Below are 23813 nucleotides of genomic sequence, written 5' to 3'. Positions count from 1 at the left end.
GCTGCGCGAACTGTCTTCGGGCCCCCGGCGGCGCGCGCCGCATCGGCGCAGCCTACCCCCTCGGGGCCTTGGCACACCGAGCCCGAAGTGCCACAAGATCGCTACAGATCGGTGAACTGCTGGTGCGGCGGCCGGCGGGCCGCGGATGTGAGATACGCGGCACCGCTGCGGGGACCGCTCAGCCCGCCGCCCGCCGATTGGCCTTGGACCGGGACCGCTTCTCGACGTACATCCGCTGGTCGGCCGACTCCAGCACCTCTTCGGCCGACATTCCGCAGCTCGCCCAGCCGATGCCGAAGCTGGCGCCCACCCGGACGGCCCGGCCCTCCACCCGGATCGGCGGGATGATCGCGTTCCGCAGCCGGACCGCGAGGTCCTGGGCATCGGCCGTGCCGAGGCCGTCGGCGAGCACCACGAACTCGTCACCGCCGAGCCGGGCGACCGTATCCCCGTCCCGGACACCGCTGGTCAGCCGGCGGGCGACCTCGATCAGCACCGCGTCACCGGTGTTGTGCCCGAAACGGTCGTTGATCGACTTGAAGCCGTCGAGGTCGCAGAAGAGGACCGCGAGCCCCTTGGAGCCGTCGTCGGCCGGCCCGTCCGGGGGTGCGACGAGGTGGACATGGTGATCGAACGGGACCGGGGCCTTGCCCTCGAAGCCGTCGATCCCGTCGAACGGCTCCCTCCCGTTCGCGCGGAAGCCGTGCGGATCACGGGGATCTCCGGCGCCGGCCGCGGAGGCGTACGCATCCGCCATCGAGCCCGCCGGACGGGAGCACAGCCGGGCGCCGAGCCGGGCCCGCAGCTCGGCACTGTTGGGCAGCCCGGTCAGCGAGTCATGGCTGGCGCGGTGCGCGAGCTGGAGCTCGTGCCGCTTGCGCTCCTCGATGTCCTCGACGTGGGTGAGCAGGAAACGGGGGCCGTCGGCGGTGTCGGCGACGACGGAGTTGCGCAGCGAGACCCACACGTAGGTGCCGTCCCGCCGGGCCAGCCGCAGCTCGGCACGGCCGCCCTCGGCGGAGGTGCGCAGCAGCGTGCCGATGTCCTCGGGGTGGACGAGGTCGGAGAAGGAGTAGCGGCGCATCCCGGACGCCGGGCGGCCCAGCAGCCGGCACAGTGCGTCGTTGGTGCGCAGCAGCCGTCCGTGCTGGTCACCGCCCATTTCGGCGACGGCCATCCCGCTCGGCGCGTACTCGAACGCCTGGCGGAAGCTCTCCTCGCTGGCGCGCAGTGCCTGCTGCTCACGCTCCAGCCGGACCAGTGCGCGCTGCATGTTCGCCCGCAGCCGGGCGTTGCTGATCGCGATGGCGGACTGGAAGGCGTACATCTGCAGGGCTTCCTGGCCCCAGGCGCCGGGCCGCCGGCCGTTGCGCGGCCGGTCGACGGAGATCACTCCGAGCAGCTCTCCGCTGCCGTTGGCCGCCGTGTACATGGGCGCGAAGAGGCGGTCCATGGGGTGCCACTCGTCGGGGAACCGGGGCGCGGGGCCGGCCGTGTGCCACTGCGGCACGTCGTCGTCGTCCAGCACCCAGCCCTCGGTGTGCGGGATGAAGCACAGGTCGCCCCACCGCTCGCCCATGGACAGCCGGCGTTCCCAGGAGGACCGGGAGCCGACCCGCCCGGCCATCAGCGCCTCGGCACCCGCGCTGCCGGCGACCGCGGCGACGACGAGATCGCCGTCGGGACGGACGAGATTGACCGCAGCCAGCTCATAGCCGAGCCCGTTGATGGCGCCGTCGGCGACTGTCTGCAAGGTGTCCGCAAGGCTACGTGCGGTATTCAGCTCGGCGACCACTTGGTGCAGCTGCCGCAGGGTCGCAAGACGGACGTATGGCTCCGACTCGGTCTCCATCGCTCGCTCTCCCTGAGACCTCGACAGCAAACTCCACGATTCTTTGTCGTCCGATTCCACGCTCACTGAATCACAGTGAGCTGTTCACTCGGTACACAGGGTCAACAATTAGCGCCTGCTGTGACTCAAGTCACAGACCGTGAGCGAGCGTTGCTGGTCCCCCGCGGGCCCGCCACCGGAGCGTGCCTTCACTCTTTCTACACTTCCTGAACGCAAATTCCGAGAGTTGGGGACCTCCGTCGTCAGACCTAGGACGCGAGTGGTCCCAGGGCCCGATGCGAGCCGGGGGCGGTCGAAGTTAGCGTGCATGGCGTGTTCACGAGATTCCCCGCCGAGACGGCGACCGCCGGACCCGCCACTCAAGCCACACCCGTCGTCGCCCCCGCATCCGTGCCGGGCGACGCATCGATCCCGCATTCTGTTGGGGTGAGTGACGACGAGTTCCGTGCCGCCTTGTCCCGCCTAGCCGCCGGCGTGGTGCTGATCACCGCCCACGACCCGGACGACGGGCCGCGCGGCGAGGACGTCGGCATGACCGCCACGGCGTTCCTGTCCGTATCCCTCGACCCGCCGCTCGTGATGGTGAGCGTTCGCAACGACTCACGGATGGACGACCTGCTGGAGCTCCAGCCACTGTGGGCCGTATCGGTACTGTCGGGGCACCAACGGCAGATTGCCGGACGATTCGCAATGAAGGGCCGCATCAGCGACCGACTGCTCTTCGAGGACATTCCTCATGTACGGGGCGAAGCGTCCGGGGCACCGCTCATCGGCGGCGCGCTGGCGACCCTGGAGTGCCGCACCGAGCAGCGGGTCGCGGCCGGGGACCACACGCTCGTCATCGCGCGCGTACTTGCCACCACGATCCCGAACGACGACGACGGACCGCTGACGTATTTCCGCGGGAAGTACCGGCAGTTGGGGTGAGGGGTGGGGCGGCGGGTGCGGGGGGCGATGGCGACCCGGGCTCAGCCCCAGTCGCGGCCCGAGCGGCCGCGCTTGGTGTCGCCGCGCTGCTTCTTCTCCCGCAGCCGCCGCTCATTGATGCCCCGTGGGATCCGCGATTTGCGGCGCGGCTTGGGCGGCGGCGCGGTGGCCTCCGCGAGCAGGGCGGTCAGCCGGACGGCCGCGGTCTCGCGGTTGCGCCACTGGGAGCGGTGGTCGGAGGCCCGTACGGACAGCACACCGTCGACCAGCCGACCCGCCAGCCGCTCCAGGGCGCGCTCCTTCCACACCGGCGGCAGCGCCTCCGTCTTGAGAAGGTCGAAGCGCAGCTCGACCTGGCTGTCGCTGGTGTTGACATGTTGGCCGCCCGGACCTGAGGACCGCGAGAAGCGCCATACGAGCTCGGCCTCTGGAAGGACGACCGAACCGCGGATGACATAGGGCCCGGACATGAGTCCTATGATCCCGCGTGCCAAGGCGCCCCGTCACCCGCTTTTCGGGGCTCTTGGGGTGCCGTCCGCATCAGGATTCGGCAAAGAGAGTAAAGACAGCTGGAACCTCGCGGTCCCCTGATGGCGTTGTGGTGGGTGACGGTAGCTTCGTACGCGGTACGGAGCCCGACGCTTCGACGAGTCGACAAGGAAAGGGACATCCCATGGCTGTAAGCCTGTCCAAGGGTGGCAACGTCTCGCTCACCAAGGAGGCACCGGGCCTGACCGCCGTCACGGTCGGCCTTGGCTGGGACGTCCGCACCACCACCGGCACGGACTTCGACCTCGACGCGAGCGCGATCGCGGTCAACCCGAGCGGCAAGGTCTACTCGGACCAGCACTTCGTCTTCTTCAACAACAAGGCCACGCCGGACCAGTCGATCGTCCACACGGGTGACAACGTCACCGGCCAGGGCGAGGGCGACGACGAGCAGATCAACGTCAACCTGGCGGCCCTGCCGGCCGACATCGACAAGATCGTGTTCCCGGTCTCCATCTACGACGCCGAGAACCGCAGCCAGAACTTCGGCCAGGTGCGGAACGCCTTCATCCGCATCATCAACCAGGCCGGCGGCACGGAGATCGCCCGCTACGACCTCAGCGAGGACGCGGCCACCGAGACCGCGATGGTCTTCGGTGAGCTCTACCGCAACGGCGCGGAGTGGAAGTTCCGCGCCGTGGGCCAGGGTTACGCGTCGGGCCTCGTCGGCATCGCGCAGGACTTCGGCGTCAACGTCTGAGGTCTGAAGTCTGAGTACTGCCGGAGCAGCGCCTGAGTAGCGCTGGGCTCCGGCGCATTCAGCGCAGCGGAGGGTCGGTCCCCAATGGGGGGCCGGCCCTCGGCGCGTTTCAGGGGCGCGGCGGCTCGGGGCGGCCTCGGTCGGACGGCCTCGGTCGGACGGCCTCGGTCGGACAGCCTCGGTCGGACGGCCTCGGTCGGACGGCCTCGGTCGGGCAGCCCGCTCAGCCTGCCCCGCTCAGGCCACCGCGTCCTCGGCCGCTTCGGGTGGCGTGGCCAGCACCGCCACCTCGTCCAGCGACAGGCCGAGCGCGGCGGCCAGCGCAGCGACCGTGAAGAACGCCGGGGTCGGCGCCCGACCGGTCTCGATCTTCCGCAGCGTCTCGGCGGACAGTCCCGCCACGGCCGCGATCTCGACCATGCTCCGCCCGCCGCGCGCCGCACGCAGCAGCGCGCCGAGCCGCTCACCGCGTTCACGTTCCCAAGGGGTCAGTGGAGTTCGCACCATGCTCGTGATACTAATACCGGTAAACAAATACCGGTAAACAAATACCGGATACTGGTGGGTGGAGGACGTACTCATGGTGGAGATCAAGACGGATGCGGCGCTGGACGCGATGCGAGTGGCCGGCCGGGTCGTCGGCGACGCGCTGGCCGCGGTACGTGCCGCGGCCGCCCCCGGCGTGCGGCTGCTGGAGCTGGACGAGGTCGCCCGCACGGTTCTGGACGAGGCCGGCGCCACCTCGCCGTTCCTCGGCTACCGCCCGTCCTTCGCCCCCACCCCCTTCCCCGCCGTCATCTGCGCCTCCGTCAACGACGCGATCGTGCACGGCATCCCGGACAACACCCGGCTGCGCGACGGCGACCTGGTCAGCATCGACTGCGGCGCCGTGGTGGACGGCTGGGCCGGTGACGCGGCCGTCAGCTTCGCCGTCGGCACCGCACGCCCCGAGGACCAGCGGCTCATGGACGTCACGGAACAGGCGCTGGCAGCGGGCATCGCGGCCGCCGTGGTCGGCGCCCGGATCGGCGACATCTCCCATGCGATCGGCGGCATCGGCCGCGCCGCCGGCTACGGCATCCCCGACGACTTCGGCGGACACGGCATCGGCCGCCAGATGCACGAGGACCCGCCGGTCCCCAACAAGGGCCGCCCGAACCGTGGCTTCGTCCTGCGCCACGGCCTGGTCATCGCCATCGAGCCGATGTTCCTCGCCGGCGGCACGAACGGCTACTACACGGACCACGACGGCTGGACCCTGCGCACCGTGGACGCCGGCCGTGCCGCCCACTTCGAGCACACGGTGGCGGTGACGGATGAGGGGCCGCGGGTGCTGACGATGCCGTAGGGGCGCCGTAGGGGGTGGATGCCGTACGGGGCGTGGGGACGGGGGTGCGCTGCCGGCCACCGGCTTCCGGGCTCGGACTCGGGCTCGGGCTCGGGCTCGGGCTCGGGCTCGGACTCAGGCTCGGACTCAGGCTCGGACTCAGGCTCGGACTCAGGCTCGGACTCAGGCTCGGACTCAGGCTCGGACTCAGGCTCGGACTCAGGCTCGGACTCAGGCTCGGACTCAGGCTCGGACTCAGGCTCGGACTCAGGCTCGGACTCAGGCTCGGACTCAGGCTCGGACTCGGACTCAGGGCGGCTACTCGGCGAGTGCGTGCGCGCCGGCCTGGGCGAACTGCTCGTCCAGGGCTCCGCTCGGGGCGCCCGCGACACCGATCCCCGCGATCGGCGCGCCCTGGGCCTGGACCGGGGCGCCGCCCGCCAGGAAGAGGGTGCCCGGGATGTCCTTGAGCGTGGGCGCCTGGTCGAGACGCTTGACCAGCTCGGAGGTCGGGGCATTCCAGGAGACGGCGGTGAACGCCTTCTTCACGGCCGACTCGTACGACTGCGGGCCGGCGCCATCGCCACGCAGCTGCACGAGGGTGGTGCCATTGCGGTCCACGACGGCGACCGAGACCTTCTGGCCCGCCTTCTTCGCGGCGTCCAGGACTGCCTGGGCGGCCTTGGTGGCGGCGTCGAGGGTGAGGTGGGTGGTGCGGGTGAGGTTCTTGCCGCCGGCGTCGGAGGCGGCGGCCCCGGCGGTGGCGGGCTGTGCGGCGGCAGCCGGCGAGGGGGCGGCGGTCGCCGAGACGGCGCCGAAGGTGCCCGCGCCGACCAGCGCGAACGCGGCGGCACCGGTGACCACACGGGCGCGGAAGGACATCTTCTTCGTGAGGGGCTGCATGACCTGGGCTCCTTGAGGCGGGGAGAGGTTGGGGAGTGGGTAACGGCTGGGGGTGAAGGACGGCGAGGGCAGTGCCTTCCAGCGGGCTCGCTGCCTTCCGGCGCCTCGCTGTCCGTCCCCATCGTCGAAGGAGAGCAGGCCCGCGCGGGTCGGCGATCCGGCCCCGATGGCCGTGCATGATGGGGGATACCGGTGTCGGCCGATCGGTTGATGCGGGTCGCTCTCCGCCCGGGTTACGACTACGGGGTCATCGCCGCGGGTTACGGCTGAGGGGCGGGTCGCCGACCGCGGGCCCCGTCACGAGCCCGGGCGCACGGCCGAACCCGGAACCCGGCTCACCGGAGAGCCCCAAGGAGATCCACGTGCACACCAGCCAGCAGCCCCCGTCGGCGGACGGGCCGCAGGGCCCGCGCCGGGATCCGGCGGCGGACAGCGGCACACACCAGGGCCCGACTGCGGACAAGGGGCCGATGGGGGGCCCGGCCGACCGGGACCCGAATCCGGACGCCCGCTGGCTGGGCCCGGTCATGCACCTCGCGTTCTTCCTGCTGCTCGGCGCCTCGCTCTCCCGTTTCCTGATCCGGCACCCCGGCGAACCCCGCACCCCGTGGATCATCGCCCTCAGCCTCGTGCTCGCCCTCCTCTACGTCCTGGGCCCGGCCCTCGGCTCCCGTCCACACGACGAACCGCGGCCCACCGCCCGCCGGCTGCTCTGGCTGGGTGCGGTCGTCGCGACCTGGGTCGTCCTCGTACTCCTCGCGCCGAGCTTCGCCTGGTGCGCGGTGCCGCTGTTCTATACGGGCCTGCGTACGCTGCCGGCCGGCGCGGCGTCGCTGCTCGTGGGCTTGCTCACCGTGTTCGTCGTGGTCGCTCAACTACGGCTGTCCACCGGCTTCGACCCGAATCTGGTGCTGGCCCCGCCGGCCGTCGCCGCCCTCGCCACCGCCGTGTTCGTCCATATGGAGCGGCAGGCCGCCCGCCAGCGCGCATTGATCGACGATCTGATCCGCACCCGTCGCGAACTGGCCGCCACGGAGCGGCGCGAGGGCACACTCGCCGAGCGGCAGCGGCTGTCGATGGAGATCCACGACACCCTCGCCCAGGGACTGTCCAGCCAGCAGATGCTGCTGCAGGCCGCCGACCGTATCTGGGACTCCGCCCCGGCCACCGCCCGCGGCCATATCCGTACGGCCACGGAGATCACCGCCCGCAACCTCGCCGAGGCCCGCCGCTTCGTCCACGACCTGGCCCCCGCCGACCTCGCCGACGGCACCTCCCTCCCCCAGGCCCTCCGCGAACTCGCCACACGGACGAGCGAGTCGGGGGCGGCGCTGAGCGTCCGCTTCCACCAGGACGGCACGCCCGCTCCGCTCCCCGACCGGGTGCAGTCCGCGCTGCTGCGTATCGCCCAGGGCGCGCTCGCGAACGTCCGTGAGCACGCCGCCGCGACCACCGTCACCCTGACCCTCACCTACCTCGGCGACCAGGTCGTGCTGGACATCGCCGACGACGGCCGCGGTTTCACCCCGCCGCCGGCCCCCAGCGCCCCGGCCTCCCCACCCGCCTCCGGGCGGCGCGTACGCGGTCATGGCCTGCCCGCCATGCACGCCCGGATGCGGCAGCTCGGCGGCACGCTCACCATTGAATCCGCGCCGGGCGAGGGCACCGTCCTGTCCGCCGCCGTCCCCCTGGAGCGCAACCCATGACCCCATCCGCCGCCGAACCCACGTACTCCCCCGTACGCGTCCTGCTCTGCGACGACCATGCCGTCGTACGCGCCGGGCTGCTCGCCCTGCTCAGCAGCGCCCACGGCATCGAGGTCATCGGCGAGGCCGGCAACGGCGAGGAGGCCGTGGTGATGGCCGCCAAGCTCCGCCCCGACGTCGTCCTGATGGATCTCCAGCTCGGCTCCGGCATCGACGGCATCGAAGCCACCCGACGGATCACCGGCCTCAGGACGGACCACCCCGAGACGGAACGTCCAGAGACCGGCCGCCCAGAGACCGGTCGCCCCGAGACCGGCCGGGCCGCCGCCGACCGCGACCGCACCACCCCCCATGTCCTCGTGCTGACCACCTACGACACCGACGCCGACATCACCCGCGCCATCGAGGCCGGTGCCACCGGTTACCTCCTCAAGGCCGAGCGGCCGGAGGAGCTGTTCTCGGCGATCCGTGCCGCGGCCCAGGGCCGCAGCACGCTCTCCGCTCCGGTCGCCCATCGCGTCCTGGCCCAGATGCGCAGCCCGCGCCCCACCCTCACCGACCGGGAACTCGACATCCTCGGCCAGCTGGCGCGCGGGCTGAGCAACCGCGAGATCGCCCGCGCCCTGTTCATCAGCGAGGCCACGGTCAAGACGCACCTGGGCCGCATCTACGACAAGCTCGGCGTGGACACCCGCGCCGGCGCGGTCTCCGTCGCCAAGGAACAGCGACTGCTGCCCTGAGGCGGACCCGTCAGAGCGTGCCGAGGTCGACCGCCTCGGCCATCGCGCGATAACCGGCGTCGTTCGGGTGCAGATGGTCGCCGACGTCGTACGCGGCCGCCATCCGGTCCCGGTCGGCGGGGTCGGACAGTGCGCGGTCCAGGTCGAGCACCCCGTCGAACTCACCGGAGGTGCGTATCCAGTCGTTGAGCGCATCGCGCTTGATCTCGCCGCGCTCGGTGTAATACGCGGCCCCCTTGAACGGCGTCAGTGTCGCGCCGATCACCTTGATGCCCTTGGCGTGCGCTTCACGTATCAACTCGCGCTGTGCGGCGATCAGTTGCTCGACCGAGACGTCCGGGGTCGGGCCGCCCGGGAAGTCCGGCCATTCGCTCGCGCCGATGTCGTTGATGCCTTCCAGCACGATGACCGTGCCCACGTTCGGCTCGTTGAGTACGTCCTTCCGGAAGCGGGCCACGGCCTTCTCCCCGGCCCAGCTCGTGTCATTGGTGAGCTGGTTTCCGCTTATCCCCTGGTTGACGACGCTGCGCGGCCGTCCGGCGGCGGCGAATCGCTCGGCCAGCTCGTCGGGGTAGCGGTTGTCGGTGTCGGGCGTGGCGCCGTAGCCGTCGGTGATGGAGTCCCCGAAGGCCACCACGCCGTCGCGGTGCGTGGCGGACCGGCCGCCCGCGACCTCGACGCCCGAGAGGTAGTACCAGGACCGCGAGGTCTCGGTGAAGGCCTCCGCGCCGAGGTCCGAGCGGTGGTCGCCGGCCGCGCGATAGCTCGTGGCCCCGGCCTGGGCATGGAAGGTGGCCGGGCCGGTCGGCGCGTCCAGGTAGAGCGTGACGGTCAGCGACTCCAGGGCGCCGACCTTCAGCCCGACGCCGTCGCTGAGCAGCTCACCGCCCACCGGTACGGTCGCCGACCGCCCGCCCCCGAAGGACAGCGCGCGCACCGACCCGGCCTGCACCGATGCCCCCCGGCCCGTACGCGCGATCGTCGCACCGGCCACCTTCAGCGGCGTACGGCCGTAGCGGTTGGACAGCTCGATACGGGCCCGCGAGCCGCCGGTGCTGACGCGGACGACCTGGCGGACCGTCTGCCGTGCGAAGCCGGTCTCGGACCAGTTCTGGCCGAACACCACGTTCGACGACTGCGGCGAGGCCGCCCAGCCACCGCGCCACCGGCCGGTGCCGTGCTGCTGGGCGTGCCCGCCGCCCGCCTCCGCCGCGTACGCCGTCGCCCCCTGATCGCCGGGCCCGCCCGACAGCACCGGCAGGGCCGCCAGCACCGCCGCCGAGAGCAGCGCCACACCCGAACGTCTCACCGTGGAACCCGACATGTTCATCCCCGCCCCTCTGGTCACCGCGCTCCGACCGGCCCACACCGGTCGATCAACAAGCGCCGTGTGCTCCGCGATCGCCGCGCAGTCCGCGAGCGCCGCATCATCAGCGGCCGCCGCGCACATGCGCACTCCGTGCGATCTGCCTTCCCCTGCTGACCGGCGCCTGGGCCGGCCGACCGGTGCGGACGATCGTCCGCCGCACCGGCGTGACACCATCAAGACGTGATCGACCTCGGCTATTCCCTCTCCCGCCGCTTTCCGGATCCGCCGCAGACGGACTACCGGACCGCGGACGTGCGCACGCTGCGCCATGACCTCTTCTGCGGCGACGTCTACATCGCCGACACGAAGACGGACCGCGAGCTGTCCACGGCCTGGGGCTGGGTGCCGGTCCTCGACTTCGCCTGGGCGCTGTGCGACATCGTCGAGCAGCTCGACACCGACCCCCGCGGCAACCGCTCCGCCCGCCCGATCCACGCCGAGCTGGACTTCACCGAATCCGCCGACCGGCTGCTCTTCGAGCGCCGCTTCGGTTGGGTGGACATCGACGCCGACTGGATGCCGGCCGACGAGGCCCCACTCAACTTCAACCACGCCGCACTGCGCCGCGAGGCCCGCGACTTTCTGCACGACCTGATCGCCGACCTCACCGATATGCACGACGGCCTCGGCGACAACCCCGCCATCTGGGACCTCCAGGCCCGCTTCCCCCGCGTCTGACCGCCACGGCACACAGCACACGGCACACGGCCGAAGCGCCCTCACTCCACCCGTACGCCTATCTGCGCCGCGAACGCCGGTGCCAGATCCATCAGTTGGGGCGCGCTGATCACCGCGCCCGACAGCCGCTCGATCCCCCGCGCGATGTCCACCGCGGCCGCACCGCGCAGATCGACGTCCTTCATCCGTGCCTCGCTGAAGTCGATCCGCGCCAGGGTGCAGTCGTCGAACGTGACCCGCTCCAGCTCCGCCCCCGCGAAGTCCGCCTCGACCAGCACACACCCCTCGAAGGCGACATCCCGCAGCTTCGCCATCCGCAGATTCGGGAAGTCGATCTTCCCGCCGCGCACCACGACCCGCTCCAGCACCGCGCCATGCATCTGCACCCCGCCGAGCCTGGCGTCCACCACCTCCACATCGCGCAGTGACGCCTGGGACAGATCCGTCCCGACCCCGCGCACACCGCTCAGCACGCTGTCGATGATCCGGGCCCGGCCGAGCACCGTTTCGTCGAGCGTGCACCGCCGCACCGCGCAGTCCATGAAGCGCGCGCCACGCGCCGACTGCCCGGCCCAGTCGGCGTCCGCGAACTCCAGCCCGTCGTAATCCCCTTCGGGCTCCAGCTCCCCGCCGTCGTACGCCACCAGCTCCGGCAACCGCACCTCCGGCCGCCGCACCGCCCGCACCGTCCCCTTACCGCGCCCTGCCACGCGATCACCGCCTTCCGTCCTCGTGCGCCCGCGTCACGTCACGTCCTCGCCCGCGCCTGCACCACCCATCGTGAACCACGCCACTGACAACACCCCCGGCACGCCGCTGACCTGCGGAAACAACCAACCCGTCGGTCGCATGTCACATCCCGCGGCAGCTCACCCGTCCAGTCCACGAACACACCACACAACGCCCACGCACCTGCACACCCGCTCACGCACACACACCCGCACACCCGCACACCGACCGAAGGAGCACCCGTCATGACCCGCCAGATCACCGTCATCGGAGGCGGTTTCGCCGGCCTGACCGCGGCCATTTCCGCCGCCGAGGCCGGCGCCGCCGTCACCCTGTACGAGGCGCACCGCACCCTCGGCGGCCGCGCGCGCACCGCCGACGCCCCCTACCGCACCAACGAGGGCCCGCACGCCCTCTACAACCGCGGTCCGCACTGGGCCTGGCTCAACCAGCGCGGCCTGCTCAAGCCGCTCGCCGCGCTGCCGCTCCGGGAAGCCACCAGGCTGCGCTTCTTCCACCGCGGCAGCCTGCACCGGCTGCCGCCGCTCGGCATCGTGAAGCTGCGCGGCCGCCGGCACGCCCCCGTCGACCAGGACTTCTTCAGCTGGGCGAGCGCGCAGGTCGGCGCATCGGCGGCGCACGCCGCCGCCCAGTTCGTCGGCGTCGCCACCTTCCACCACGACCCGGGCACGCTCTCCGCCGCATTCGTCCAGGAACGGCTGCGCCGCACCACCAGTCCGCTGCCCGAGGCCCGCTATGTCCGCGGCGGCTGGAGCGCGCTGATCGCGCGGATGGCGGAGCGCGCGCGTGACCTCGGCGTACGCATCGAGACCGGCGCCCGCGTCGACACGCTCCCGGAGGAGAACCCGGTCATCGTCGCCATGCAGCTCGACTCCGCCCGCGCGCTCCTGCGGGACGACAGCCTCACCTGGAGCAGTGCGCGTACGGTCCTGCTCGACCTCGCCGTACGGTCCCGGCGCGGCGATCCGTTCGCGCTGTCCGGGCTCGACTTCTCCGGCTGGATCGAGCGGTTCACCTGCCAGGACCCCGACCTCGCGCCGCACGGCGAGCACCTCCTCCAGGGCCAGATCGGGATCGCGCCGGAGGAGCGGCGCGCCGACGGAATCGCGCGCGCCGAACGCCTCTTGGACGCCGGCTTCCCGGACTGGCGCGAGCGCACCACCTGGCGCCGTGAGGCGCTGAGCACCGGCCGTACGGGGGCGGTGGATCTGCCGGGCACCACCTGGCGCGACCGGCCGGCCATCGACCGCGGATACGGCGTCTACCTGGCGGGCGACCAGGTAGCGGCGCCCGGCGTACTGAGCGAGGTGTCGTTCACCAGCGCCATCGAGGCGGTCTCGCTCGCCCTGGGGACCGGCGCGGCACACGCCGCGTCCGTACGAGCCGACGCCCGTACGACACGAAGGAGTTGACCTCAACCTCGCTTGAGGTAACACAGTGGCGGCGGATACCCACCCACCGATCCTCCCCGCCTCCCAAGGAGACACCGCCATGCACGCGATACGGCTGCACACCTTCGGCCCCGCGGAGAACCTCGTCCACGAGACCGTCGAGGACCCCCGGCCGGGGCCCGGTGAGGTCCGTATCGCGGTGGCAGCGGCCGGCGTCCACCTCCTGGACACGGCCCTGCGCGAGGGCAGACCGGGCGGGCCCGCACCGCTCCCCGCGCTACCGACCGTGCCCGGCCGCGAGGTCGCCGGCACGGTGGAGGCCCTCGGCGAGGGCACCGACCCCGCCTGGCTCGGCCGGCGCGTCGTCGCCCACCTCGGTATGGTCCCCGGCGGCTATGCCGAACTGGCCGTCGTCGCCGCCGACCGGCTGCATCCGATCCCCGACGGCCTGGACGCCTGCCAGGCCGTCGCCATGATCGGCACCGGCCGCACCACCATGGGCATCCTGCTCTTCGCCGACCTCACCGCCGACGACATCGCGATCGTCCCCGCGGCCGCCGGCGGCATCGGCACCCTGCTCGTCCAGCACGCCAAGAACACCGGCGCGACGGTCATCGGCCTGGCCGGCGGCGCCGCCAAGGTGGCACGGGTCCGCGAACTGGGCGCCGACCTCGCCGTCGACTACACCGACGACGACTGGCCGTCCCTGGTCCGTGCCTTCCTCGACGGACGTGGCGCGCCCGGCGCCACCCTCGTCTTTGACTCGGTCGGCGGCGCACCCGGACGCGCGGCCGTCGACCTCCTCGCCAAGGGGGGCCGCCATCTGATCTTCGGCTGGTCCTCCGGCGGCCTGCTCAAGGGCGGCCCGCTGGAGTTCGCGGACGACGAGCTCGCGGCCCGCGGGATCACGTCCCAACCGGTCCTCGGCCCGCCGATGCTGGCCAAGGCCGGCGGCGACAACCCGCTCCGCACGCTGGAGACCGCGGCGCTCGCGGAGGCGGCGGCCGGCCGGCTCGTACCGGCGGTCCAGCGCTTCCCCCTGGCCGAGGCCACCGCCGCGCACCGCGCCCTGGAGTCGCGCGGCACGATGGGCAAGGTGGTCCTGGTGCCGTAGGGAGCGGGTGCCTGGTGCCGTAAGGAGTGGGCGTCCGATGCCGTAAGCAGCGGGCGTCCGATGCCGTAAGGAGCGGGTGGGGGCCGCAGGACAGCCCCACGCCCTCACCCCTCCCCCTACTGCACCACCGCCATCTCCCGCCCCGTCTGATTCAGCCGCCGTCCGCCCGACTCCGTACACGTCACGATGTCCTCGATCCGCACACCGAACCGCCCCGGCAGATAGATCCCCGGTTCGATCGAGAAGCACATCCCGGGCACCAACGGCAGATGCTCGCCCTCGATCAGATACGGCGGCTCGTGCGTGGTCACCCCGATGCCGTGCCCGGTCCGGTGGATGAAGTACTCGCCGTACCCCGCCGCCTTGATCACCTTCCTGGCGACCCGGTCGATGTCCTGGCACGCGACGCCCGGCCGCACCGCCTCGAACGCCGCCTGCTGCGCCTCCCGCACGATGTCGTGCACCTTGCGCTCCTCGGCGCCCGGCTCCCCGACGTGCACGGTCCGCGTCGTGTCCGACCCGTAGCCGTCCTTCAGGCCGCCGAAGTCGAGCACCACCATGTCCCCGTCCTGGATGACCCGGTCCCCCGCCTCGTGGTGCGGATTGGCGCCATTGGGGCCCGACCCCACGATCGTGAAGTCCACCTGGCTGTGCCCGTGCTCGATCAGCAGCCGTGCCAGGTCGGCCGCCACCTCGGACTCCCGCCGTCCGCCGAAGCGCACCCCGAGGATCCGCTCGTACGTCGCATCCGCTGCGGCCCCGGCCGCGGCCAGCAGCGCCACCTCATGGGCGTCCTTGACGGCGCGCAGCATCGGCAGCGACTCCGTCAGGGCGACGTACCCGCTGCCCGGCAGCGCCCGCTGCAGGCCCAGCAGATGCAGCGCCCACGTCGAGTCGGACACCCCGTAACGCCCGTTCGGCTCAACCCACTTGGCGATCTCCGCATACGGATCCGAGCCATCGGTCCACCCCGACACCTCCAGCGCCCCGGCCCCGGAGGCGCGCTCCGCATCCGGCCGCTCCAGTACGGGCACCAGCAGTCGCGGCCGCCGCCCCGGCTCGATCACCAGAGCGGTCAGCCGCTCGGACGCGGTCGGCCGGTAGCCGCACAGCCATCCCAGGTCCGGCCCCGGCGTCACGATCAGCCCGGCCAGCCCGGAATAGGCGGCGGCCCGGCCCGCCCGCTCCATGCGCCGGTCGTAGTCCTCTTGCGTCATCGAAGTCACCATGCCGGTGAACTTACGCCGATATGCCCCCTCCGGCGCGTCAAAATCCGTCTCCCACACGCCCGTTCAGCCCACTTCATCCCTCCAGTGCCGCATGGAAGCACTCTTCGGACGCGGCGTCCTCCCCCACAAGGACGGGCCCGTCGTCGAAACGGAAGGCCGGCACCGACGGCAGTCCGAGCCGCCGCACACGGTCGAGCTCGGCGCGCAGCCGCTCCCTGCCGCGCTCGTCGCCCAGGGCCCCCGGGTCCCCCGGGCCCCCCATCGCCACCCCCACCTCACCGGCCAGTCGCCGCAACGTCTCGGCATCGGCGATATGCAGCCCGTCGGTGAAGTACGCCCGGAACAGCCGCTCGGCCATCCGTTCGCCCTTCCCCTGGGCGGATGCCCGGGACAGCAGCAGATGGGCATCGAAGGTGTTGGTGAACACGGCGCGCCCGAAGTTCAGTTCCAGGCCGTCCGCCGCGCCGATGGACGTGTCCGCCGCGACCGCGCGGGCGAACGCCTCACCGCGGTCCCGCTTGTGCTCCTCGAACAGCGGCTCCCCGGCGGCCGACGCATCCGGCCGCAGCTGGTAGGGCCGGAACACGGTCACCACCTCGCCGCCGCCGTCCCGATAGCGCCGCGCGGCCCGCAGGAAGCGGGTGAACCCGAGATACCCGTGGACACACACAAGATCCGCGACGATCTCCACCCGCCGACGCGGGCGCCGCACGGCGCTCCCGCCCTTCACCACGGCACCGGCCCGCCCGCCGCGAAGTACCCGCCACTCGGCCCATCGGCACCGATCAAGGCCATCCGCACAATGATCTCGGCGCCCTCCTCGACGGTCTGCGGACCCGTATGGCCGTTGAGGTCGGTGGCGGTGTGTCCGGGGTCGACGGCGTTGATCCTGACGGTCGGGCAGGCATGGGCGTACTGCGCGGTGAGCATGTTCAGCGCCGCCTTGGACGAGCTGTACGCCGGCACCGGGAGCCACGTCGGCACGACCGCCGCATGGCCCGCCGGATCCGCGGTCACGGCCAGCGACCCCAGCCCGCTGCTGACATTCACCACCACAGGCGCCGCCCCCTCCTCCAACAAGGGCAGAAAGGCGTGCAGAACCCGAACGACTCCGAACACATTGGTGTCGTACACCGCCACCATCTCGTCCGCGGTGACCTCCCGGGCCGGCCGACCGGACCCGGCAACACCCGCGTTGTTCACCAGCACATCGAGCCGCCCCGCCTCCTCCCGTACCCGCTTCGCGGCCTCCATCACGGACGCCTCGCTGCTGACGTCCAGCAACAACGGACGCGCACCGATCAGCCGCGCGGCCTCCTCCCCGCGCCGCGCATCCCGCGCCCCCAGATAGACCTCGTGCCCGGCCTCGACCAACCGCCGCCCGGCCTCCAGCCCCAGCCCCTTGTTTCCCCCGGTGACCACCGCGACCCTCCCGCTCCCACGGCCACCGTCGCCGCCCCACGCCCCACCGACACCCTCAGCACGTCCCGTCATCGTCATGCCCCCACCCTCTCCACCCCGCCAACGGACAGGAAGGACACGGCTCTTCCTAGGAACGCCGATACCAGGCGGGCCCCGCCGCCCCCTCCCACCGCCGCGATACTGAACCCATGACCGGCAGCCGGAGCGCACCCGAGAACAACGGCGACACCCTCGCCGCCGCCCTACGCCTCTGGCGCACCCGCCTCGCCCCCGACACCACCGGCCTCCCCACCGCCCCCGGCAGCACCCGCCGCACCTCCGGCCTACGCCGCGAGGAACTGGCCCTGCTGGCCGGCATCTCGGTCGACTACATCGTCCGCCTGGAACAGGGCCGCGCGACCTCCCCCTCGGCCCAGATCCTCACCGCCCTCGCACGGGCCCTACGGCTCTCCGAGGCGGAGCACCACCACCTGTTCCTCCTGGCCGGACAGCCCCCACCCGCCCACGACCGGATCGAGGCCCGGCTCACCCCCGGCCTCCGCCGCCTGCTCGACCAGATGTCCGGCACCCCCATCGGCGTCTACGACGCGACCTGGACCCTCATCACCTGGAACCCGCTCTACGCCGCCCTGGTGGGCGACCCCGCCGCCCTCTCCGCACGCGAACGCAACATCCTCTGGCGCCACTTCACCGGACTCCCCGACCGCATCAGCCACACCCCCGAACAGACCGCCCGCTTCGAAACCGCCACGGTCGCCGACCTGCGAGCGGCCACCGCCCGCTACCCCGCCGACCCCACCCTCCGCGCCCTGATCACCGACCTCCGCCGGCTCAGCCCCCGCTTCGCCGACCTCTGGGCCTCCCACATCGTCGGCACCCACTCCGCCGACACCAAAACCGTCCACCACCCCACCCTCGGCCCCCTCACCCTCGACTGCGACCTGCTCACCGCCCCCGACAGCGACCTCCGCCTGGTCCTCCTCACCGCCGCCCCCCACACCGAAGCCGCCATCAAACTCGCCCGGCTCGCCACCACCCCCACCACCCCCGACCAGGGGTATTCGTTCATGCCGGAGGGTGCTGTGCTGTCACGGTGCCCCGTCCACAACGGCGGCGACAAGGGAGGCGGTCAGCCGGTGCCGGTGGCGGGCGCCGTGGATCATCGTGTGGCCGCCGCGGGGCATGGCGAATGCGTGGACCCGGGCGCCTGACTGTCGGACCTGCTGGTCCGCAGGCCCGGCGGTGAACTGCGCCGCTACACGGGCGAATGCGCGGACGGCGCCTCACCTCGTCGAGCTCGTACACCACCCTCGGCACGGGCCGGGACCGCCGTTCGTCAGCCACTTGGCTGGAGCAGCTTGGCTTGTCTTTCCACCGGATCACCGGGACTTGGTCCCCTTGACCGCCAGTACGGCCGGCGTGGGTGCCCCGCTCTCGGCGAACTGATCGAGCGTCAAGCCTGCGTCGAGGAACGCGTGCAGCAGTTCAGGCAGTGGACGATGGGTGGCGCCGACCTTGTCGCGCACGCCCTTGTCCGTCCAGGACGCCTTGGTCCAGTGGCCGTCGAGATAGCCAGGGCGGATGACCACCGCATCAAGGTCGCCGCGGTCGGCGAACCCGCCGCAGAAGCAGGGGTGGACCCCGATGTGCACGAACACGCCGCCCGGACGCAGGACCCGGGCGGCCTCACGCAGCACCTCCGGATATCGGGGCATGTCCGTGTGGACCATCACGGCGACGACGGCCGGCAGAGAACCGGACCGGACCGGCAACTGCCCGGCGTCAGCCTGCGCGACCGGCAGCCGGTCACGCGCATGGCGCAGCATCCCGCCGGATAGGTCGACGCCGACCGGGGTCCAGCCCAGCGCGCGGAGCCGGTCCGCATGGACGCCGGTGCCGCAGCCGATCTCCAGGCAGGTGCCGCTGCCTTCGCCGAGAAGATCGTCCAGCAGCACGTCAAGGCCCAGAGGGTGACCGTCCCCCGTGCCGGCGCGCGGGCGGGCGAGGAACTCGGTCTCGTACCAGTCAGCAATCTCGTCGTATGCCGCCATCGACACCGTCTCCACCTCCGCGCCCCGGCCCGACCGCCCGGGGACCTGGGCAGCCGCTCCTGCAATGGCTGCCCACACGAGCCGACCCTGCTCGGGATTCCGCCCGAGGCGGAACCGCTCGGCTCGGTTTCGGCCTGCCGCTCATCCCGAGGTGACGGCCGTCCGCCCGCCGGAGTCGAACCCGCCGACCTCTGGACGTCCAGGTCTCGTAAACGTCTAGATCTGGCCACCGGGGACGCGCCCCTGCGCCCCGGCCGACGACTGCCGACCCCACTCCATTGGTCACCCTGCGTCACCTCACCGTCACGTCGACCAGCAATGCGCCCGACATGATCAACAAAGCCCGTTCCGACCGACGCGGAGCATCGGCGACGCCTCGACGTTCGCTCAGCGGGTTGCTCGGATCGAATAACGATTCCATTACCCCCATCGGCAATTTGCTTGGAGATGGGAGATTGTGACGGATTTGCCCTGTGACCTGCGCCATGCTGGCCGATTTTCACCCGTGGTACACCTTCACAACCGCCTGACGGACGTCACCCATGTCCGCGTAGGGGGCGCTTGAGTCGGCCGATCGCCGGCATGCAACTCCATCAGCATCCGGGGGGATCGAAACCCGATCCGTCGCCAAGCGAGGCGCGGGTCGGCATGGAGCGGAAAGGCGCACCACACATGACCTCAACGCAGGTCGACACGAACCTCGGCGACGGCAATGGGGCCTCGGGCACCACACCGGAAGAGGGCTACGAGCGGGGTCTCGGCAGCCGTCAGGTCCAGATGATCGCCATCGGCGGCGCCATCGGCGTCGGCCTCTTCCTGGGCGCGGGCGCGAACATCGCGAAGGCCGGCCCCAGCCTCATCCTCATGTACGCCCTCGCCGGCGTGATCGTCTTCTTCATCATGCGGGCGCTCGGCGAGCTGCTCCTGTACCGCCCTGTGTCGGGTTCCTTCGCGGAGTACGCCCGCGAGTTCCTCGGTCCGTTCTTCGGGTTCGTGACGGGCTGGACGTACTGGCTCATGTGGGTCGTCACAGGCATGGCCGAGCTGACGGCCGCCGCGATCTACGTGAACTTCTGGTTCCCGCACGTCCCTCAATGGGTCACCGCGCTGGTCTTCCTGGTCGTGCTGTACGTGGCCAACCTGATCTCGGTGAAGATCTTCGGTGAGATCGAGTTCTGGTTCTCGATGGTCAAGGTCACCGCGCTCGTCGGCATGATCGTGATCGGTCTCGGCGTCGTCACCTTCGGCTTCAGCCAGGCGGGAGACACCGCTGCGGTCTCCAACATCTGGGCCCACAACGGGATCTTCCCCAACGGCATCGGCTCCAGCCTCATGACCCTCCAGGGCGTCATGTTCGCCTACCTCGCCGTCGAACTCGTCGGTGTCACCGCGGGTGAGTCCGAGAACCCGGAGAAGACCCTGCCCAAGGCCATCAACACGCTGCCGTTCCGCATCATCGTCTTCTACGTCGGTGCGCTGAGCGTGATCCTGATGGTCGTCAAGTGGACGGAGTTCCAGCCGGGCGTCAGCCCGTTCGTGGCCGCCTTCGCGAAGATCGGCATCCCGGCCGGTGCGGCGATCATCAACTTCGTCGTACTGACCGCCGCGCTGTCGTCCTGCAACTCGGGTATGTACTCCACCGGGCGCATGCTCCGCGACCTCGCCGCCAACAGCGAGGCCCCGAAGGCGCTCGGCAAGCTGAGCTCCACCAAGACCCCGGCCATCGGCATCACCCTCTCCGCCGCCCTCATGGGCATCGGCGTGATCCTCAACTACGTCGTTCCGGAGAAGGCGTTCGGCTACGTCACTTCGGTGGCCACCGCGGCCGGCATCTGGACCTGGCTGATGATCCTCGTCAGCCACATCCTCTACCGCCGCGCGGTCGTCGCCGGGCGTCTGCCCGCCTCGTCCTTCCCGGCGCCGGGCGGCACGGTGTGCAGCTGGATCGCGGTGGCGTTCCTGCTCCTGGTGACCGGGCTGATCGCCATCGACCCGGACAGCCGTGTGTCGCTGTACGTGGGTGCCGGCTGGGCCGTGTGCCTGGCGATCGGCTGGGCCGTCCTCAAGTCGCGCAACCCGCACATCGCGGCGAAGGTGACGCCCGAGGACAAGCAGCTGGAGACCACCGGACAGCCCCGCGGCTGAACGGAACCGGCTCCTAAGGTCCCGGCAGACGGCCCTTGCCGCCGTCACATGCCCTGACGGGGCGCCCAGGCACAGCAGCCTGGGCGCCCCGTCGGCTTTGCACGGCGGCCCCGCGAGGCGCACAGCGGCGGGGGCGTGGGCAACGAGCAGACGCAGCGCCTCGACGGTGATCGCCTGGACAACGCCGTAAGCCGCCCCCCCCCCCCGGCGTTCCTACTGGAGCATGCCCTCGATGAGTTCCGTGTTCACCGAGGAGACGCCGGTCGTGGTGATACCGGACGCCGTGCCGGGGAGACGGAGCGAGCCGTCGACGATGCCGGTGACGTACAGGTCGGCGTGGCCGTCACGGTCGGTGTCGCGGAGGCGGACGGTGGAGCCGAAGCAGTCGTTCCACGCGACGGAGCCCGGTACGCCGGGGGTGTTGCGGGCGAACCACTGGGAGCCGGTGCCGGTGATGCCGTTCGCGCTGCCGCGCAGGACGTGGACGCCACCCTCGGTCGTCTGCTCGTTGATCTTCTCTCCGAACGCGCCGATCGCCAGGTCCTTGTAGCCGTCGCCGTTGACGTCGGCGGCCGAGAGGGAGGAGCCGAACATGTCGCCGGCCTCGGGTGTGCCGGCGACGCCGCTGGTGGCCTGGGTGATGCGGGCGCTGGTGGCGGGGCCGGTGGAAGAGCCGTACCAGAGCGACACCCGGCCCTGGTTACCGCCGTACATCATGGTGCCGACCGCGAGGTCCCCGTAGCCGTCCTTGTTGAAGTCGGCGATCACCCCTGCCTCTTCGCCTGCGTCCCCGTAGTTCGTGACGAGGCGCAGGGTCTTGCCCGAGGTCAGCGTGGAGCCGCCCTTGATGAACCAGGCGTCCGTACCGAAGTCGTCCGGGGCGTCGACGAGCCCGATGATCACCAGATCGGTCTTGGAGTCACCGTTCATGTTGCCGGCGACAAGGGACCTGGAAGCGAAGCTCGACGACGACTTGTCGAGGGTGGAGACCGGACCGGCAACACCGGCAGGGGTGATGGAACCGCGGTAGACGTAGGTCTTGCCCGCGCTGATCGCGGCGAGGTCCTTCTTGCCGTCCCCGTTGAAGTCTCCGGCGGCGAGGTCCCGGCCGAAGTGGCCGTCGGACTGTTTGGCGCCCATGTTGGGGATCGCGGTGCCACCGGTGAGGCCGCCCGCACTGCCCCACAGGACGGTGACGGAGCCCTGTTCCGTACGCCCGTCGATGTCCTCGCCGTACGCCGTCACCGCCAGGTCCGCGTATCCATCGGCGTTGAAGTCGGCGGGGGCCATGACACCGCCGAACAGGTCGCCGTCCTCGTCGGCGCCGGGGACGCCTGGGCTGGACTGGTCGATCACCTGGGTCCGGGTGCCGGGCCCGGTGGCGGTACCGAAGGTGACCAGGACGCCGCCACCTGGGCTGTGGCCAGGCGAGTAGGTGGCGTAGTCGCGGTAGCCGTCGCCGTTGAAGTCGTCCACGTACTTGGCAGCGGCCGCGCTCGCGACGGGTGCCGTGAAGACGGGGACAAGGGCCGCCACGAGGAGCGCCGCGCAGGCCGCGGGGCGAATACGCATGAAATGTCTCTCCCGATATTTCCGTGCGACCGCCCGTGCGCCAGGAGATGCCCCAGGGACACGAGTCGGTTGACGAACAGGAGACAGCGGGCGAGGAGGGAAGGTTGCAGAGGGAACGAAGAAATGTTCGTGGCTGGAGGGGCCCGGCATCCGCCATCCTCGGCCGCGATCTGCGCCACGGCACCGCGACGCTCACTCACACGCCCCGGACGAGGATTCCGGGACCGACCAGAACGCTCCCGCGGAAAGAACCCCAGCTCACAGCGTCCCTGAACAGAGCCCCCTGTCGGATTCGAACCGACGACCTTCGCTTTGCAAGTTCGATCCGGACGCAACCACGGCCCCAGCTCTGGAGACGAGTGGCCCCGCCCAGAACCGCTTAGAACCGCTCAACTCCGCTGGTTTTCACCGCTGTAGATGTCAGCTGTAGATGCCAGCGGCCTTGATCGACCGGCTCGATGACATCGGCCCGGACACGCGTGGACCACGGGTTTCCATTCACTCCAAGCCGTGCGGCCACCACATCGTCAAGGAAGCGGTGGAACAGGTCAGTTGACCCCTACCGGCCACGCCGCGCACGACTGCCCAGCGCAGGTCCGCGGTGCCCGGCTCCGGCCCGCCGTCCACCCCGACATCCACCACTGAACAACCGCCCATCGGTTCGGAATTCGGGATCGACGCCCCGCTTGTTAGCCTGACGGGCGCCTGTCAACAACACTGCGAGCGCGCGGCCGGTCACATACTGGACACCATCCGGGCGTACGCACATACCTCGGCCCGATATGGCCGGTCACTTCGGGGGAACAACGTGAACCGTCGTCATGTCCGTACCGCAGCCGTTTGCGGACTGGTGGTCGTCGCCTTGACCGGCGCCGGCGGCTGCGCCCTCCTCCCGAAGCCCCCGGTCGCCGCCCCCAAAAGCTTGCCGACTTCCGGGACGGTCACCGAAGCCGAGTCGGACATCACCATCACCAGCTGTGGCGTCGACGTCGCATTCGGCACCCTGGAAGCCAAGCTGAGCGTGCACAACGGCAACTCCCGGAGCCGCGCGAACTACCACGGCGCGGTGAAGTTCAGGGGCGAAACCGGTGGCGACGTCGGCACGGTGAGCTTTTCCGTGGACGGCGTAGGCGCCGGCGAGACCCGGCCCGTCCCGGTCTCCGACGAGTACGACGGACTCGAACGCGACAGGCCGAAGCACGCCAAGTGCAAACTCGACCTGCTCTTCAAGACCAACGACGAGGTCAATGGCTGAGGCCACACGACGGGAGCCTTCATGATCACGTCGCCCGGTACAGCTCCTCGACCGACCCGCGGCCAAGACTGAACCCCTCATCTTGAAACTGTCGTGGCGGCAACGTCACCGTGGGTTGAAATCCCACAGCCTC

The 23813-nt window shown here is 71.0% G+C and carries 22 protein-coding genes; 11 read left to right on the top strand and 11 right to left on the bottom strand.

Going from position 1 to position 23813, the window contains the following annotated elements; all coding sequences use genetic code 11:
- Nucleotides 1-178: 178 nt before the first annotated feature.
- Nucleotides 179-1852, bottom strand: coding sequence for a diguanylate cyclase CdgB (cdgB, locus tag KI385_RS26905; RefSeq protein ID WP_238574754.1), 1674 nt, complete (start codon nt 1850-1852; stop codon nt 179-181).
- A gap of 312 nt (nt 1853-2164) precedes the next feature.
- On the opposite strand from cdgB, the gene KI385_RS26900 reads away from it, so the two are divergent.
- Nucleotides 2165-2779 (top strand): flavin reductase family protein, encoded by a 615-nt coding sequence (locus tag KI385_RS26900; protein WP_425356959.1) that lies wholly within the window; start codon nt 2165-2167, stop codon nt 2777-2779.
- Between the two features lie 41 nt (nt 2780-2820).
- Here the strand turns inward: KI385_RS26900 and arfB are convergent, their stop codons facing one another.
- Nucleotides 2821-3249: an alternative ribosome rescue aminoacyl-tRNA hydrolase ArfB gene (gene arfB / locus KI385_RS26895; protein ID WP_128510042.1), complete on the bottom strand. Its 429-nt coding sequence runs from the start codon at nt 3247-3249 to the stop codon at nt 2821-2823.
- Nucleotides 3250-3452: 203 nt separating this feature from the next.
- Between arfB and KI385_RS26890 the strand changes: the two genes are divergently transcribed.
- Nucleotides 3453-4028, top strand: coding sequence for a TerD family protein (locus KI385_RS26890; protein WP_128510041.1), 576 nt, complete (start codon nt 3453-3455; stop codon nt 4026-4028).
- A gap of 237 nt (nt 4029-4265) precedes the next feature.
- On the opposite strand, the gene KI385_RS26885 is transcribed toward KI385_RS26890, so the two are convergent.
- The gene (locus KI385_RS26885) at nt 4266-4535 is read right to left on the bottom strand and encodes a helix-turn-helix domain-containing protein (RefSeq protein WP_238574752.1); all 270 of its coding nucleotides are present in this window, start codon (nt 4533-4535) and stop codon (nt 4266-4268) included.
- 73 nt (nt 4536-4608) lie between these two features.
- Between KI385_RS26885 and map the strand changes: the two genes are divergently transcribed.
- Nucleotides 4609-5376 carry a type I methionyl aminopeptidase gene (map, locus tag KI385_RS26880; protein WP_238574751.1) on the top strand — a complete coding sequence of 256 codons (768 nt, stop codon included), beginning with the start codon at nt 4609-4611 and terminating at the stop codon, nt 5374-5376.
- 297 nt (nt 5377-5673) lie between these two features.
- Here map and KI385_RS26875 read toward each other — a convergent pair whose 3' ends face one another.
- On the bottom strand, nt 5674-6258 hold the full coding sequence (locus tag KI385_RS26875; RefSeq protein WP_238574750.1) for a GlcG/HbpS family heme-binding protein: 585 nt from the start codon (nt 6256-6258) through the stop codon (nt 5674-5676).
- Nucleotides 6259-6728: 470 nt separating this feature from the next.
- Here KI385_RS26875 and KI385_RS26870 point away from each other — a divergent pair, with 470 nt between their 5' ends.
- Together KI385_RS26870 and KI385_RS26865 are read left to right on the top strand one after the other, a co-directional pair.
- A complete protein-coding gene (locus KI385_RS26870) occupies nt 6729-7964 on the top strand; it encodes a sensor histidine kinase (protein ID WP_238577849.1) in 1236 nt (411 codons plus the stop codon).
- Nucleotides 7961-8704, top strand: a complete 744-nt coding sequence (locus KI385_RS26865) for a response regulator (protein WP_238574749.1) — start codon at nt 7961-7963, stop codon at nt 8702-8704. Before KI385_RS26870 ends, KI385_RS26865 begins: the two co-directional genes overlap by 4 nt.
- Nucleotides 8705-8714: 10 nt before the next feature.
- Here the strand turns inward: KI385_RS26865 and KI385_RS26860 are convergent, their stop codons facing one another.
- Nucleotides 8715-10034 carry an SGNH/GDSL hydrolase family protein gene (locus KI385_RS26860; RefSeq protein ID WP_238574744.1) on the bottom strand — a complete coding sequence of 440 codons (1320 nt, stop codon included), beginning with the start codon at nt 10032-10034 and terminating at the stop codon, nt 8715-8717.
- 219 nt (nt 10035-10253) lie between these two features.
- Between KI385_RS26860 and KI385_RS26855 the strand changes: the two genes are divergently transcribed.
- A complete protein-coding gene (locus tag KI385_RS26855) occupies nt 10254-10751 on the top strand; it encodes a hypothetical protein (RefSeq protein WP_238574742.1) in 498 nt (165 codons plus the stop codon).
- A 41-nt stretch (nt 10752-10792) separates the two neighbouring features.
- Here the strand turns inward: KI385_RS26855 and KI385_RS26850 are convergent, their stop codons facing one another.
- Nucleotides 10793-11437: a pentapeptide repeat-containing protein gene (locus tag KI385_RS26850; protein WP_238577848.1), complete on the bottom strand. Its 645-nt coding sequence runs from the start codon at nt 11435-11437 to the stop codon at nt 10793-10795.
- Nucleotides 11438-11725: 288 nt separating this feature from the next.
- Here KI385_RS26850 and KI385_RS26845 point away from each other — a divergent pair, with 288 nt between their 5' ends.
- Nucleotides 11726-12913, top strand: a complete 1188-nt coding sequence (locus KI385_RS26845) for an FAD-dependent oxidoreductase (protein ID WP_238574738.1) — start codon at nt 11726-11728, stop codon at nt 12911-12913.
- A gap of 79 nt (nt 12914-12992) precedes the next feature.
- The gene (locus tag KI385_RS26840) at nt 12993-14006 is read left to right on the top strand and encodes a zinc-binding dehydrogenase (RefSeq protein WP_238574736.1); all 1014 of its coding nucleotides are present in this window, start codon (nt 12993-12995) and stop codon (nt 14004-14006) included.
- Between the two features lie 116 nt (nt 14007-14122).
- Here KI385_RS26840 and KI385_RS26835 read toward each other — a convergent pair whose 3' ends face one another.
- From KI385_RS26835 to KI385_RS26825, 3 genes are all read right to left on the bottom strand, one after another.
- Nucleotides 14123-15223: an aminopeptidase P family protein gene (locus KI385_RS26835; RefSeq protein WP_238574735.1), complete on the bottom strand. Its 1101-nt coding sequence runs from the start codon at nt 15221-15223 to the stop codon at nt 14123-14125.
- An 85-nt stretch (nt 15224-15308) separates the two neighbouring features.
- On the bottom strand, nt 15309-15947 hold the full coding sequence (locus tag KI385_RS26830; protein WP_238574734.1) for a DsbA family oxidoreductase: 639 nt from the start codon (nt 15945-15947) through the stop codon (nt 15309-15311).
- Between the two features lie 14 nt (nt 15948-15961).
- Nucleotides 15962-16729, bottom strand: coding sequence for an SDR family NAD(P)-dependent oxidoreductase (locus tag KI385_RS26825; RefSeq protein ID WP_425356958.1), 768 nt, complete (start codon nt 16727-16729; stop codon nt 15962-15964).
- Between the two features lie 116 nt (nt 16730-16845).
- On the opposite strand from KI385_RS26825, the gene KI385_RS26820 reads away from it, so the two are divergent.
- Nucleotides 16846-17868 (top strand): helix-turn-helix domain-containing protein, encoded by a 1023-nt coding sequence (locus KI385_RS26820; protein WP_425356957.1) that lies wholly within the window; start codon nt 16846-16848, stop codon nt 17866-17868.
- 168 nt (nt 17869-18036) lie between these two features.
- On the opposite strand, the gene KI385_RS26815 is transcribed toward KI385_RS26820, so the two are convergent.
- On the bottom strand, nt 18037-18708 hold the full coding sequence (locus KI385_RS26815) for a class I SAM-dependent methyltransferase (RefSeq protein WP_238577847.1): 672 nt from the start codon (nt 18706-18708) through the stop codon (nt 18037-18039).
- Between the two features lie 672 nt (nt 18709-19380).
- Between KI385_RS26815 and KI385_RS26810 the strand changes: the two genes are divergently transcribed.
- Entirely contained in the window at nt 19381-20853 is a 1473-nt protein-coding gene (locus KI385_RS26810) for an amino acid permease (protein WP_238574729.1), read from the top strand.
- Nucleotides 20854-21066: 213 nt separating this feature from the next.
- On the opposite strand, the gene KI385_RS26805 is transcribed toward KI385_RS26810, so the two are convergent.
- The gene (locus KI385_RS26805; protein WP_238574728.1) at nt 21067-22425 is read right to left on the bottom strand and encodes an FG-GAP-like repeat-containing protein; all 1359 of its coding nucleotides are present in this window, start codon (nt 22423-22425) and stop codon (nt 21067-21069) included.
- An 808-nt stretch (nt 22426-23233) separates the two neighbouring features.
- Here KI385_RS26805 and KI385_RS26800 point away from each other — a divergent pair.
- The gene (locus tag KI385_RS26800) at nt 23234-23680 is read left to right on the top strand and encodes a hypothetical protein (RefSeq protein WP_238574727.1); all 447 of its coding nucleotides are present in this window, start codon (nt 23234-23236) and stop codon (nt 23678-23680) included.
- Nucleotides 23681-23813: the final 133 nt, after the last annotated feature.

This window comes from Streptomyces inhibens (assembly GCF_022221585.1).
Taxonomy (GTDB): Bacteria; Actinomycetota; Actinomycetes; order Streptomycetales; family Streptomycetaceae; genus Streptomyces; species Streptomyces inhibens.
The sequence above is the reverse complement of the archived record's forward strand: the minus strand, read 5'-3'. Positions and strand labels throughout refer to the sequence as shown.